The organism is Marinilactibacillus sp. XAAS-LB27, from assembly GCF_036039175.1.
GTDB lineage: Bacteria > Bacillota > Bacilli > Lactobacillales > Carnobacteriaceae_A > Marinilactibacillus.
Genome location: NZ_JAYXKP010000007.1, coordinates 1 through 13765, shown reverse-complemented (window position 1 = coordinate 13765; position 13765 = coordinate 1). Strand labels below are relative to the sequence as shown.

Below are 13765 nucleotides of genomic sequence, written 5' to 3'. Positions count from 1 at the left end.
ATTTCTGTTCACAATTCACTAATAAAAAATAAGTTAAGTGGTTGACTTTTTTACCCATTCCTTATATCATTTACAGTGTTGAGCAAGACAGAATATGAGTAAGTTAAATAGTGGTAAAGTAGTGAAAGTGCTTTTCCACCTCAGGTCTATTTAAGTAGGCATTATTGGGGTGGACCAGGCACTTTTTTTGTGAAGAAAAATAGGAGGAATACCTTAAAATGGCAATCGAATTTGATACTATTGCAGCAATTTCTACCCCTCCTGGTGAAGGCGGTATTGGAATTGTTCGAATCAGTGGGGACGAAGCGATGGAAATCGCAGACCGTGTCTACCAATTAGGAAATAAAACGTTAAAAAATCAACCGACACATACGATTCATTATGGTCATATCGTGAACCCAAAAACCGAAGAACAGATTGATGAAGTTATGGTCTCTATAATGAAAGCACCAAAGACCTATACTCGTGAAGATGTGATTGAGATCAATACACACGGCGGTGTACTGGCCGTTAACCGAGTATTGCAGACTGTTTTGCATAATGGCGCACGTCTGGCAGAACCTGGCGAGTTTACAAAGAGGGCTTTCTTGAACGGTAGAATCGATTTATCTCAAGCAGAAGCGGTAATGGACGTAATCCGTGCGAAAACGGATAGAGCGATGCATATGGCGGTCACACAGCTTGATGGAGATCTCTCCCGCTTGATTAGAAACCTGCGTCAAGATATTTTAAGTACGCTAGCGCAGGTAGAAGTGAATATCGACTATCCTGAATACGATGATGTAGAAGAAATGACAGCGAAACTACTTGTCGAAAAAGCAGAAAAAGTGAAAGCACAAGTAGAAGCTTTACTAGATACAGCAAGCCAAGGAAAAATCTTGCGTGAAGGGCTCGCAACGGCTATTATTGGTCGACCGAACGTTGGGAAATCCAGTTTGCTGAACGTCTTGATTAAAGAAGATAAAGCTATCGTGACAGAAATCGCCGGCACAACGCGTGACGTTGTGGAAGAATACGTCAGCGTTAAAGGCGTGCCGCTTAGACTGATTGACACGGCAGGGATTCGCGAAACGGAAGACATCGTCGAACGAATCGGTGTTGAACGTAGTCGTAAAGCATTGAAAGAAGCAGACCTAGTCTTACTGGTATTCAACCAGAACGAAGCGTTGACACCAGAAGACAAATTACTGATCGAAGCAACAGAGGAACACCATAGAATTGTGATTTTAAATAAAATGGACCTTGAAACAAAGTTAGATATGGACGAGTTGAATCAGCTTGTTGATCCAGCAAGCATTATCCAGACATCCATCGTGACACGTGCTGGTATGAACGATCTAGAAGCAAAAATTGCTGATCTATTCTTCTCAGGGAAAACAGGTGAACGCGACGCAACCTACGTATCAAACGTACGTCATATTGCCTTATTGAATGAGACAGTCGATGCTTTTGATGATGTGATAGAAGGTATTGAAACTGGTATGCCAGTCGATTTAGTACAAATCGATATGACTAGAGCCTGGGACTTACTAGGTGAAATCACTGGAGATAGTGTACAAGATGAATTGATCACGCAATTATTCAGTCAATTCTGCTTAGGAAAATAAACCATTAACCTTATAAACGGACTTTATATTAGAAAGGAACAACTTGATGCAAACTTATGAAGCTGGAAGATACGATGTCATCGTTGTCGGTGCTGGTCATGCTGGATCAGAAGCAGCACTTGCAGCCGCAAGAATGGGTTCAAAGACTTTACTGATCACAATCAACTTAGATATGGTTGCTCATATGCCATGTAACCCATCGATTGGCGGACCTGCTAAAGGAATCGTCGTGCGTGAAATGGACGCCTTAGGTGGCGAAATGGGCCGTAATATCGACAAGACATACATTCAAATGCGTATGCTTAATACTGCCAAAGGACCGGCAGTACGTGCTTTACGTGCTCAAGCAGACAAACATCTGTATTCCATTGAAATGAAACGTACGATTGAAAGAACAGAAAACCTAGATATGAAACAAGGGATCGTTGATGAGTTAGTCGTTGAAGACAATATTATTCAAGGCGTAATCACCAATACGGGTGCCATTTACCGTGCCCAAGCGGTTATTTTAACAGCGGGTACGTCTTCTCGTGGAGAAATCGTGATTGGGGAACTAAAATATTCTTCAGGTCCCAACAATACACAACCATCCATCAAATTATCTGAGAATTTACTAGAACTTGGTTTTGATTTGGACCGTTTCAAAACAGGAACACCACCAAGAATCCATAAAGATTCCATCGACTATTCGGTAACAGAAGAACAACCTGGAGATTTAGAACCACATCACTTTAGTTTTGAAACGCCAGATGAAAAATATCTTCAAGACCAAACTTCTTGCTGGTTAACGTATACCAGTACAACTTCTCATGATATCATTCGTGAAAATCTGCACCGTGCACCCATGTTTACAGGAATCGTTGAAGGTGTCGGCGCTCGTTACTGCCCGTCTATCGAAGATAAAGTGGTTCGTTTCTCTGACAAACCGCGCCACCAATTGTTTTTAGAACCAGAAGGTGAAACAACAGACGAAGTTTATGTACAAGGTTTATCTTCTTCTTTACCTGAAGATGTGCAGTTAGCAGTATTACATTCAGTAGAGGGTCTAGAAAATGCGAAAATGATGCGTACAGGTTATGCAATCGAGTACGATGTGGTTAAACCATACCAACTACGTCCTTCACTTGAAACAAAAATGATCAGTGGATTATTTACTGCCGGTCAAATGAATGGAACATCGGGTTACGAAGAAGCTGGTGGACAAGGTTTGATGGCTGGAATCAATGCAGCGCGTCTTGTTCAAGGAGAAGAACCATTCGTCATGAAACGTAACGAAGGCTATATCGGCGTTATGATCGATGATTTGGTCACAAAAGGAACGAATGAACCTTACCGTTTACTGACTTCACGTGCAGAATACCGTCTATTATTACGTCACGACAATGCAGATTTCAGATTAAGTGAAATTGGTCGTGAACTAGGGTTACTTTCAGAAGAAAGATATCAGTTATTCCTAGATAAAAAAGCACAAGTAGAACAAGAATTGGCTCGTTTGAAAAAAATTCGCCTAAAACCGACAGATGTTACTGCTTATCTTGAAGAAAAAGGTGAGCCACAATTGAAAGATGGTATTTTAGTGTATGATTTCATTCGTCGCCCTTATGTTAAATACCCAGATATTATTCAATTTGCGCCAACAGAAGAACCGTTATCTAAAGAAGTTATGGAACAAGTTGAGATTGTCATTAAATATGAAGGTTATATTGAAAAAGCTTATCGTAAAGCGGACAAGGTCAAACGGATGGAAAACAAACGCATTCCAGAAGGTATCGACTATAGCTCAATCAATGGTATCGCAACAGAAGCCATCGAAAAATTAACAAAAATTCAACCAGAAACGATCGCGCAAGCAAGCCGAATCAGCGGCGTCAATCCATCAGATATTTCGATCTTGATGGTCTACGTGGAACAAGGCAGTGTAGCAAAAGTATAATTGATTTTATAGAGATTGGTAAGAGAAGTTCAGCATAAATTTAATATAAAACATCAAAAAAAGTTGCAGAAAACTGCAACTTTTTTTGTACAAAATTTAAATATGCTAAACAATCTTGAATCTTACGTTTAGTATATGTTACCTTTAACGTATTTTCAGAAAATATTATTGTGGTTCATGGAGATTAAATTTGAATAATTTGGAGGACGTATGGAAATACATTTGATTTTCTTAGTTGTGGGATCAGTATTTTTAGGATCTCTAATGCGTGCGACATTTGGATTTGGAGATTCTGTCATAAGTATGCCACTGCTTGCATTACTACCGATTCCTTTTTCGTCAGCGGTAGCTTTGGTCGGTTTAGTAGGATTCACTGTAGCATTATTTTCTCTATTCAATAGCTGGAAACAATTAGATATTATTATTTTAAAATGGTTAGCTATCTCCACAGTTATAGGTATTCCTTTTGGGCTGCTATTAGTACGTTTTGTAGAAAAGCGTTGGATAAATTTGATACTAGGCTCTCTACTAGTTATATATTCTATTTATTCAATACTAATTTCGAGTAAAAAACAAATACAGATAGGTAATGATCATAAACACCTTAATTATACTATTCCATTTGGTTTCGCCTCGGGTATGCTTGGAAGTGCATATAATATGAATGGGATTCCTATAGTACTCTATAGTACAATGAAAGACTGGCCTCCCAAGCAATTTAAAGAAAATGTACAAGCTCATTTTTTGATATCGAGTATACTAATAATTTTCAGCCACTATTTGAGTGGGTTTTGGACTAAAGAAGTAGGGTTGTACTACCTCACTTCTATTCCTGCAGTTGTACTTGCTATTGTATTGGGAAATTATTTCTATTCGAAAATTAAGGTCGACAAATTTAGACATTTTGTTATTTATTTTATCCTTTTACTAGGCGTATTTACATTTATTGATTTTCTTTGGGGGTAGCGACTTTATAGTCTAAGAACCGTAGAAGATTAGGCTGCAAGTAAACTAACCAATATTAAACATGGAAGTTCGCATAAACAAGCCGAATCAGCGGCGTGAAAGTATAATATATTGATACATCTAAAGCGAGGAGCCGTGGACTTGATCCATGGTTCCTTTTTTATGTCTAAGCGTTATTTTTGCCATGAGATTGAACAGGGCGTAGACTAATGATAGAAAATAAAAATACAATAGGAGTGAAGTATAATGAGCCAAGCCGTTGAAACGCTAGTCAGTAAAGTAGCTGCCTGTGCAAAAGCGTGTAACGAATGTTTTGATGCCTGTTTAAAAGAAGACGATGTCAAGATGATGGCAAACTGCATCCGAACAGATCGTGTATGTGCAGATATGTGCGGAATCGTAGCAGATTTTGCCTATAGAGAAAGCGAAATATTCCCTGACCTAGTAGCCGCATGTGCTAAAGCCTGTGGTATTTGTGCAGAAGAATGCGAAAATCATGAAATGCAGCACTGCCAAGATTGTGCAGTAGCTTGCCGCGAATGCGAAAAAGCTTGTAAAGAATACCTTGGTCAATAAGTTAAGTAGATACTTCATATAATAATAAAGCCCCGCTGAAGAAACCAGTTCAAGGTTTCTTCAGCGGGGCTTTTACGAGAAAAGACAACTTATCCATATTTCAGATATTATCTCTAAGAAGTTTATAGATATTTTCCTGTGGTAGAAGTATTTGTATTCAGCTTCATAATAATGCAACAATGCTTTTCATTTTGATGAGTTATTCCGCTAGAGAAAAAACACAAAATAAATACCCTGTTCTAGCAAGGCTTCTAACGCAATATTATTGTAAAATGTTTCGTTTTTTATTTTCTAAAGTTTAAACTTTTATTCGTTTTAGATTACTAGGATTTGTGTCAAATAGTGTAGATAAGATAAGCTACTTACAAGAAAGACATATTGATCTAATAACAACTATAGCCTATCAGAGAATATCACTTCTTTCATTCTGTATAGAAAAACAATGCTAGAAAATTCTCCCAACGCTAAATAGTATGAAATCAAAATCTTGAAGTCAAAAAAATAGAGAGCATATCGAATTAATGACTTAAAGACTTAGTGAGCAAGAGGGAATTACTTAAAAAGAACATTGGGTAATATACCCCTATGGGTATTTGACAAATGGACATTTTTACTTTAACATACCCCTATAGGTATTTAAAAAAGGGGGATTCTATGAAAAATATCAAAAGTAAAGACATTGGTCAGTACACTGAAGAGTACTTAAAACAACTTGCTGCGAGCGGGCAGTTAATTGACGTACGTACTCGTCCAGAATTTGATAGTGGTCATATAGAGGGCGTTCGTCTTCATTCGCTCAGTGAGATCGATTCATTCGAAGGTGATTTGAGTCGAACATATCATATTTATTGTCAGTCAGGCAAAAGAAGTCAACAGGCTAGTGAGTTTTTAAAGGAAAAAGGTTATTCGGTCGTGAACTTGGAAGGTGGATATGAACGCTTTTTGGAGCATAAGCAAGAAGTGGTGAAAGAGGATAGAAAACGATTGAATTATAGTGGCATGCAATGCCCAGGTCCTATTGTTCATTTAAGCCAAGAAATCGCTGATATAGAACTGGGTGATCAAGTTCAAGTAACGGTTACAGATACCGGATTTTATAGTGATGTAGAAAGCTGGGCAAAACAAACGGGTCATAAATTAATCCGTTTGACCAATCAGGACGGAGTGGTTGAAGCCGTCGTACAAAAAGAAGAGAAGTTAGTACAGCAAACGGAACATACCGCAAGGGGTACGACGATTGTGTTGTTCAGTGGAGAATTGGATAAAGCGATCGCTGCAATGATTATCGCAAATGGCGCGAGAGCAGCTGGAAGAGAGGTAACAATTTTTTGTACGTTTTGGGGACTTAGCGCGCTGAAAAAACCTTCCTTATCAAATCGAAAGCAATCAGGCTTAAGCGGACTGTTCAAAACCATATTGCCCAAGGAACCGACATATATGCCTTTATCGAGAATGAATGGATTCGGTTTAGGAAATAAATTCATGCGCTATGTGATGAAACAGAAAAATGTGCAAACTTTACCTGCGCTTATTGATCAAGCAATTGCGTTAAACGTCAAGTTTGTAGCTTGCACGATGAGCATGGACGTAATGGGTATCACATCAGAGGACTTAAGGGAAGAAGTTCACTATGGCGGCGTAGGTACGTATATTGGTGATGTAGAAGAATCAACGCATAACCTGTTCATTTAATAATATAATAAAGGAAGAAGTGACTCGAATGTTTTCATTTTTTAAACCGATGAAGCAAATTTCTACCCAAGAATTGAAAAGACAATTAACAAAAAAGCCCCAGTTGATTGATGTCAGGACGTCAAGTGAGTTCAACAGCGGACATATTAATGGGGCTATTAATGTGCCACTAAACGAGATTCAGCGTTTCAAAGGAAAGAAAGATCAACCGGTCTATGTAGTTTGTCAGTCCGGTATGCGAAGCAAACAAGCAAGTAATCGACTTGAGAAAAATGGCTATAAGGTAATCAATGTTCGTGGAGGAATGAATCAATGGAAAAACAACTAAAGGAGCACGAAAAAATGGATAGAGTAATTATAATAGGTGGTGTCGCAGGTGGGATGTCAGCTGCAACGAGGTTGAGAAGATTATTATCAGACGTAGAGATTGTCGTTTATGACAAAGGACCTTATGTATCCTTTGCCAATTGTGGTTTACCTTATCATGTTTCTGGAGAAATAGCAGAGCGAGAGAAACTAATCGTTCAAACACCAGAAGCACTGAAGAGTAGGTTCGATATAGATGTGAAACCGAATCATGAAGTTATTGCGATTTCACCCGAGAATAAAACAGTCACGGTTAAATTTGACGGAAAAATGATTGAAGATCATTATGATAAGCTGATTCTTTCTCCTGGAGCAAAGGCCTTTATTCCACCAATAGAAGGGCTAGCAGAAGCAGAAAACACAGTTACTTTACGGAATGTTCCAGATTTGGATGTAATCATGGCTCGTCTTAATCAGTCGAATACTAAGAATGCGGTTGTCATAGGAGCAGGGTATATCGGCTTGGAAATGGCTGAGAATTTAAGAAAACGTGGACTCAGCGTGACGATTGTAGAAAAAGCATCTCACGTCCTTCCTTCTTTTGACGAGGAAATGGCTGCATACGTGCATAATGAACTTGTGGCTAACGACGTAGCAGTCTTAACAGGACAATCGGCGGTAGCGTTCCAAGATAAGGGAAAAGTCGTCCAACTAGAAGACGGTACGCAGCTTAAGAGTGATTTAACCCTTCTATCTGTCGGTGTTCAACCAGAAAATACATTGGCAGAAGCAGCTGGCCTTACGCTAGGACACCGTGGTGGTATTGTTGTGAATGATCAATATCAGACAAGTAATTCTGATATTTATGCAGTAGGAGACGCAATTGTAGTTAACCAACAAATCTTAACTCAAGATGCGTTGATTTCGCTAGCCTCCCCTGCTAATCGACAAGGTAGACAGGTCGCCGACGTGATTGCAGGTCTCAATAGAAAAAATAAAGGTAGTATCGGAACAGCTATCGTGAGGGCTTTTGATATCGTCGCAGGATCTACAGGGTTGAGTGAACGTGTAGCAAAAATGAACAATTTATCTGTCCACGTCCTTCACTTACAGGGTAAAAATCATGCTGGATATTATCCTGGTGCGGAGAATATTTTACTAAAAGTGATTTTCGATAAAAAAAGCGGTACAATATATGGTGCTCAAGCGATTGGCGCTGACGGTATAGATAAAAGAATCGATATCCTGGCAACAGCAATTAAAGCGAATATGACGATTGAGGATTTACCAGAATTAGAATTTACGTATGCACCTCCATTTGGCGCTGCTAAAGATATCGTCAATATGGCAGGATATGCTGGATTAAACTTAATGGAAAATTTAAGCGAAGCCATTCAATGGCATGAACTGGAAGAAGAAGTTTCATCTGGTGCTGTTCTATTGGACGTGAGAAATACTGCTGAATTAAAACAGGGGAGATTCAAAGATAGTGTACACATTCCGTTGGATAATTTAAGTGAGCGTTTGAATGAACTGGATCAATCGAAGCAATATATCGTCAGTTGCCACAGTGGATTAAGAAGCTATATTGCTGAAAGATTGTTGAAAAATAATGGATTTACTGTAAAAAATCTTGATGGTGCTTTTGCACTATACCAAACTATAAAACCGGAGGCGCTTGTATATGTATAGATCAATCGGAGCAGATGAGTTTTACCAAGAAGTAAGAAACAATACACGTACTATCTTAGATGTTAGAGAAATAGACGAATTTGAAAATGGTCATATACTGAATGCACGTAACTTACCAATTAGTCAACTTGGAAATGAAATGACTGGTCTGGATAAGGCTTCAACTTACTATGTTATTTGTCACTCTGGTGGCCGTTCGACAATGGCGAGTGAACAATTGGCTGAGCAAGGCTACGATGTTATCAATGTAATGGGCGGAATGTCTAGCTGGAAAGGAGAAACGACGAAAGATGAATCAAAGTGAAGAACAGAAACGCAAAATGACGAATCGTCTCAAGCGAGCAGAGGGACAAATTAGAGGCGTTCAAAAAATGATCCAACAAGACGATGAATGTATAGATATAGTTACACAACTCAGTGCCGTTCGTTCTAGTGTTGATAGAATGATTGGAATGATTGTAGCTGAAAATCTTAAAGACTGTCTAGAAAATCCTTCAGATAGCATAGAAAATCAATCAAAAAAAATAGAGAAAGCTATACAGTTAATTGTCAAAAAGTAGAGTACAATAGCTGATGTCGTAATTTCATATATTTGTAACATCAGTTACCTCTAAGAAGATTCTATCGATGTCATTCGATAGAATCTTCTTTTTTAGGTCCCACTTTTNATTTCATATATTTGTAACATCAGTTACCTCTAAGAAGATTCTATCGATGTCATTCGATAGAATCTTCTTTTTTAGGTCCCACTTTTGGTGAGAGAACTAAATGATTTCTGAAAGAACTAAAAATGATAAATCCGTAAGCTGTTTTTTTATGCTTTCCACCTTTAAATTAATGGAAAAATTCAATTTGCAGGAGTAAACGCATGAGATAGGCTTTACCTCGAACGACTCAGTTCATAGTAGAAACTATATTTTATTATCTTCGTTCGCTTTTATGAACGTAACAATATTGTAAAATGTTGCGTTTTTAACTATGGTAAAATGCTTAACGATTTTTTTAAATAAGTGCATAATTCAAAGTGAATGTTATTATTTTTGTAATTCTAGATAGTCTTTATGGGTAGTTATATTGCTGATCAATGTATATGGCACAAGTTCTTGATCTTTACAACTTATGAACTCAAAAGTTTGATTCGTACCATATTCTTTAACGTTATAAATGAGATCTGGACATTGATTCAAAATATCAAGATTCAAAATGGCTTTTTCAGAAGTTTCAGCTAGTTGAAGTAAAAAAGCAAACAACAAACTACCATTATCAACTACATTGACTATAGATTTATGATTATTCTCCCAGAAAGGAGATAGTACTGTATCTTGCTTAAGAACCGATTCATTATTAAGTTTTCCGTCTGCAAAAAAACTTAAGTTATAATCGTAGCGAATGGTTTTGCTTTCAAGTACAAAGTCCCCCGTATATAATTTACTACCCATTTTAAACAATAGCTGATAGTCATTTATTATTTGCCGTGGGTAAGCATCATTTATATCCTTGATTAAATAATCTAGACAGCGCAATTGATTTAAATTCATCTGAGTCACACTCCTTATTAGTATCATATTAGTTTTTATTTTATTCGTCGTTAACTAATACTTTATATTCTGTTAGAATAATATTTATTTTTTCGGAAACTATAACACATTCAACAATATTGTTAAAAATTTTAATTCGAAACAGTCTAACCTATACCCTTCAATCACAAAATAGCCTATCAAAATACAGTTTAAAATTCTTAATTCTATAAAAAAGGGAGTGGGTTTCTTTACTCCGAATAAGTTTAATATTTGAGGGCCACAACATTGGATAGGTACTCTTTTTTGTTCAATAAAAAAGTTTTTAGATTATCCAAATGAGCACCCTCTAAAATTAAGCAACGATTTTAATTCCAGTATAAAGAAAGTATACAAGGACTGTAAATTATATTTTGTGACGTCAATTACTTTCTAAAAGAAGGCAAATAGTTGTAAACAGCATTTTTTCTTACAATAAAGTAAATAGAAATTAGGATAGAAATAAATTCTGCTAATGGGATAGTAACCCAGATGCCAATTTCTCCTATCATTTCAGGCAGTATCAAAAATCCAATGAGTACCAATCCAAAAGTTCTTAGAAAAGATATGATACCAGAAATCTTTCCATTAGAAAGAGCCGTGAATAACATAGAAGAAAATATATTGAATCCAATAAAAACAAATGCGATTCTAAATGTTCGGAAGCCTTCAAGTGCAATGTTGAAAGCACGACTTCCTGGAGAAATCATGAATGAAATTAAACTCGTACTAAAAACGAATGAAGCTGAAAAAGTTGCGATAGATACAATTAGAATAAATCCAAAACTGTATTTTACAATATTCTGCAGCTGTTTATGATTTTCATCCCCATAGGAATAACTGATAATAGGAGCAATACCAGCAGAGTATCCCATAAAGATAGCCGTGAGTAACATCAATATATAATTGATTACCGTTATAGCAGCAACACCGTCAACGCCATAATATTGAAGCATCAATAGATTTAAAGCAAAAATAGTAACAGAAGCTGCCATGTTGGAAATCATTTCTGAAGAACCGTTAATAGATGTTCGAATCAGAAAAGTCCAATCTAAATCTGGTTTGACGAATTTTAAGTTACTTCGTTCAGGTCGGGAAAAGTACCAGACGCCAATAATCGCGGGGATAAACATACCGATTCCCGTCGCTAAGGCAGCTCCGGCAATACCCATTTTAAAGGGAACAATAAATAGATAATCAAGTACAATATTCGCTATCCCTCCAATAATTGTAATAATTAAATTGAAATGTGGTTTTCCTTCAGTAACAAAGAAGTTCTGAAATAAAATCTGTAGAAAAGTAAAAGGAACAAAAGCGATAATGATTCCTCCATAAATAGTGGTAAATTCTTGCAGCGCCTCACTTTCGTCTGCGCCAAGCACTGAAAATAAGGGACGTAGTAATAGCAGACCGAATATAGTTAACAAAATCCCAACGACCATACTAGCTATAATGATGAGAGAAAAGTTTTTTCTTGCTTCTAAAGTCTTTTTTTGTCCCAGTTGTCTAGCGATGATGGCGTTCGCACCTGTACCAAACATTAATGCTACTGCCCAAATCACACCATAAATGGGGGAAAAGATGTTAATGGCAGAGAGTGCCGTTGTATTAATAAATCTGGAAACAAATAGGCCATCCACCATTGTGTAAATAGCCGTAAAAATCATCATGATGATAGTTGGCATAGCATAACTCACGAGAGAAATAAAAGTGTATTTTTTTCCTAAATCATTTATCTTATTCATGTTAATACTCCTATTTTTAGTCTATTTAGTATGATAAACTATGGAGTAACACTATAGTCAAGGAGTTGATCAAATATTCATGAAAGAAAAATATTATTTAACAACAGGACAGTTTGCTAATTTAGTAGGTGTTCCAAAAGATACGTTGTTTTATTATGATAAGATTGGAATTTTTTCTCCTGAAATGAAAAAAGAGAATGGATATCGATATTATTCCTTTTATCAGTCAGAGGTCTTTGAAGCAATAAGACTACTTAAGACGTTAGGTATATCTTTAAGTGAAGTGAAAAACTATATGAAGCATAAATCGCCAGAAAATCTTGTGGTGTTACTAGAGACAGAGAAAAAAGTTTTGAAGAAAAAAATCTCAGAATTACAGTCCATGGAAGAATTATTGAATAAAAGAATATCTAGTACAACTGAAGCCATTGAGAAAGATCTTAACCAAGTCGGAATTGAATACATGACAACAACATTCTTGTTTGCTACAAAAGCGGGATCGGTCGTGGATGACGATATTCTTCTTGAGAGTATACAAAGTCATTTTAAAAGTTTACGATCAATCAAAAAGCAAACCGTATTCTCACAGTCGATTGGCTGGACACTTCATTCTGAAAAAATAATGAAAAAGAATTACGAAATATACGATTCTATTTATACAACTATGTCAGATGAAAAATATAGTAACTTTATAAAAGAAGCCGGAAATTATATCGTGTTATATCACAATAACGTTCAAGCAGATCTGTCAGTCAGTTACCAAAAAATTTTAACTTATATAGAAGAAAATCAAATTGAGATTGAAGGATACTTCTTTGAAGAAACGCTTTTAGATGACTTATCAGTAAATGGTTATGAAGAGTTTGTAGTAAAGATTTCTGTTAGGATAAAAAATAAATAAAAGAACCCCTTAATGAACCGACCTTGATATATTAGACCGAAAATCTAATTATAGGGGTCGGTTTTTATGATCAAATATGATCTAGCCTTAAAATAGATGGTGGTCAATGAGTATTTGAATGGAATAGCAAGCATCTTGGTCAATCATTAAAGGTAAATACAGTTGTCTTATTTACAATAAACACAATATATGGGAAGAATTAAAAAAATATAAGGTTACCTTAACCAAATTAATATGAGAGAAACGACAATTATCCTTGTAACTGAAATTTACGATAATTTTGATAGCCAGTCTCATGAAATTCAAGTCTATGTACAGCCCTAACCCAATGATTAGCTTCAGTCAGTAGTCCTATTTCCGAAAAATCGAAATTTTTATTTTGCTAAATGAAAAAAAATTCTCTCTCGGTGAATATTTGAACACTACATTCCATAAACGGGGAAAGGAGCATTGTAAAAGAGAGTACTTTATCTTTTTGGGGGGCGACACCAATTATCTATTGATTCCGATTTTTTTGGTCTCAATTGTCAACGTAAATAGTAGATTATAGTAGTATGATAATGCACTAACGTAACATTATTAGAGAATGTTGCGTTTTTTAATAATTAATGGTGGGATTTTTAAAATAAATAACTAAAATTTAGCATTCACCAGGGGGGCAACGAATCGTTGCTACTATATGATTAATAAGTACTAGTATTATTTTAAATAAAGTATATAGTTCTAAGTAAATAAAGAAAGGAGAGAAAAGATAAAGTCCATATAATTGTGTAAAAAGAAAGGCCATATGA

The 13765-nt window shown here is 36.3% G+C and carries 12 protein-coding genes; 10 read left to right on the top strand and 2 right to left on the bottom strand.

Annotated features, from left to right (window positions below):
• Window positions 1–218: 218 nt before the first annotated feature.
• From mnmE to VXN63_RS09255, 9 genes are all read left to right on the top strand, one after another.
• Window positions 219–1607 (top strand): tRNA uridine-5-carboxymethylaminomethyl(34) synthesis GTPase MnmE, encoded by a 1389-nt coding sequence (gene mnmE, locus VXN63_RS09295; protein ID WP_327757784.1) that lies wholly within the window; start codon window positions 219–221, stop codon window positions 1605–1607.
• A 46-nt stretch (window positions 1608–1653) separates the two neighbouring features.
• On the top strand, window positions 1654–3540 hold the full coding sequence (gene mnmG, locus VXN63_RS09290; protein ID WP_327757783.1) for a tRNA uridine-5-carboxymethylaminomethyl(34) synthesis enzyme MnmG: 1887 nt from the start codon (window positions 1654–1656) through the stop codon (window positions 3538–3540).
• A 210-nt stretch (window positions 3541–3750) separates the two neighbouring features.
• On the top strand, window positions 3751–4506 hold the full coding sequence (locus VXN63_RS09285; protein WP_327757782.1) for a sulfite exporter TauE/SafE family protein: 756 nt from the start codon (window positions 3751–3753) through the stop codon (window positions 4504–4506).
• Between the two features lie 246 nt (window positions 4507–4752).
• On the top strand, window positions 4753–5082 hold the full coding sequence (locus VXN63_RS09280; RefSeq protein ID WP_327757781.1) for a four-helix bundle copper-binding protein: 330 nt from the start codon (window positions 4753–4755) through the stop codon (window positions 5080–5082).
• Between the two features lie 654 nt (window positions 5083–5736).
• Window positions 5737–6774 carry a DsrE/DsrF/DrsH-like family protein gene (locus VXN63_RS09275; protein ID WP_327757780.1) on the top strand — a complete coding sequence of 346 codons (1038 nt, stop codon included), beginning with the start codon at window positions 5737–5739 and terminating at the stop codon, window positions 6772–6774.
• 28 nt (window positions 6775–6802) lie between these two features.
• Window positions 6803–7102: a rhodanese-like domain-containing protein gene (locus tag VXN63_RS09270; protein ID WP_327757779.1), complete on the top strand. Its 300-nt coding sequence runs from the start codon at window positions 6803–6805 to the stop codon at window positions 7100–7102.
• 14 nt (window positions 7103–7116) lie between these two features.
• On the top strand, window positions 7117–8772 hold the full coding sequence (locus VXN63_RS09265) for an FAD-dependent oxidoreductase (protein ID WP_327757935.1): 1656 nt from the start codon (window positions 7117–7119) through the stop codon (window positions 8770–8772).
• Window positions 8765–9076 (top strand): rhodanese-like domain-containing protein, encoded by a 312-nt coding sequence (locus VXN63_RS09260; RefSeq protein ID WP_327757778.1) that lies wholly within the window; start codon window positions 8765–8767, stop codon window positions 9074–9076. Before VXN63_RS09265 ends, VXN63_RS09260 begins: the two co-directional genes overlap by 8 nt.
• The gene (locus VXN63_RS09255; RefSeq protein ID WP_327757777.1) at window positions 9063–9332 is read left to right on the top strand and encodes a metal-sensitive transcriptional regulator; all 270 of its coding nucleotides are present in this window, start codon (window positions 9063–9065) and stop codon (window positions 9330–9332) included. The genes VXN63_RS09260 and VXN63_RS09255 overlap by 14 nt, the downstream gene beginning before the upstream one ends.
• A gap of 474 nt (window positions 9333–9806) precedes the next feature.
• Here VXN63_RS09255 and VXN63_RS09250 read toward each other — a convergent pair whose 3' ends face one another.
• Complete coding sequence (locus tag VXN63_RS09250; RefSeq protein WP_327757776.1) at window positions 9807–10310, bottom strand: hypothetical protein; 504 nt, start codon at window positions 10308–10310, stop codon at window positions 9807–9809.
• 404 nt (window positions 10311–10714) lie between these two features.
• Window positions 10715–12073, bottom strand: a complete 1359-nt coding sequence (locus VXN63_RS09245) for an MATE family efflux transporter (RefSeq protein WP_327757775.1) — start codon at window positions 12071–12073, stop codon at window positions 10715–10717.
• Window positions 12074–12152: 79 nt separating this feature from the next.
• Here VXN63_RS09245 and VXN63_RS09240 point away from each other — a divergent pair, with 79 nt between their 5' ends.
• Window positions 12153–12974 (top strand): MerR family transcriptional regulator, encoded by an 822-nt coding sequence (locus VXN63_RS09240; protein ID WP_327757774.1) that lies wholly within the window; start codon window positions 12153–12155, stop codon window positions 12972–12974.
• Window positions 12975–13765 lie beyond the last annotated feature (791 nt).

What these genes read in the sequence shown, in the direction of transcription:
- mnmE (WP_327757784.1), top strand. Translation starts at nt 219, where the DNA reads ATGGCAATCGAATTTGATACTATTGCAGCAATTTCTACCCCTCCTGGT.
- mnmG (WP_327757783.1), top strand. Translation starts at nt 1,654, where the DNA reads ATGCAAACTTATGAAGCTGGAAGATACGATGTCATCGTTGTCGGTGCT.
- VXN63_RS09285 (WP_327757782.1), top strand. Translation starts at nt 3,751, where the DNA reads ATGGAAATACATTTGATTTTCTTAGTTGTGGGATCAGTATTTTTAGGA.
- VXN63_RS09280 (WP_327757781.1), top strand. Translation starts at nt 4,753, where the DNA reads ATGAGCCAAGCCGTTGAAACGCTAGTCAGTAAAGTAGCTGCCTGTGCA.
- VXN63_RS09275 (WP_327757780.1), top strand. Translation starts at nt 5,737, where the DNA reads ATGAAAAATATCAAAAGTAAAGACATTGGTCAGTACACTGAAGAGTAC.
- VXN63_RS09270 (WP_327757779.1), top strand. Translation starts at nt 6,803, where the DNA reads ATGTTTTCATTTTTTAAACCGATGAAGCAAATTTCTACCCAAGAATTG.
- VXN63_RS09265 (WP_327757935.1), top strand. Translation starts at nt 7,117, where the DNA reads ATGGATAGAGTAATTATAATAGGTGGTGTCGCAGGTGGGATGTCAGCT.
- VXN63_RS09260 (WP_327757778.1), top strand. Translation starts at nt 8,765, where the DNA reads ATGTATAGATCAATCGGAGCAGATGAGTTTTACCAAGAAGTAAGAAAC.
- VXN63_RS09255 (WP_327757777.1), top strand. Translation starts at nt 9,063, where the DNA reads ATGAATCAAAGTGAAGAACAGAAACGCAAAATGACGAATCGTCTCAAG.
- VXN63_RS09250 (WP_327757776.1), bottom strand. Translation starts at nt 10,310, where the DNA reads ATGAATTTAAATCAATTGCGCTGTCTAGATTATTTAATCAAGGATATA.
- VXN63_RS09245 (WP_327757775.1), bottom strand. Translation starts at nt 12,073, where the DNA reads ATGAATAAGATAAATGATTTAGGAAAAAAATACACTTTTATTTCTCTC.
- VXN63_RS09240 (WP_327757774.1), top strand. Translation starts at nt 12,153, where the DNA reads ATGAAAGAAAAATATTATTTAACAACAGGACAGTTTGCTAATTTAGTA.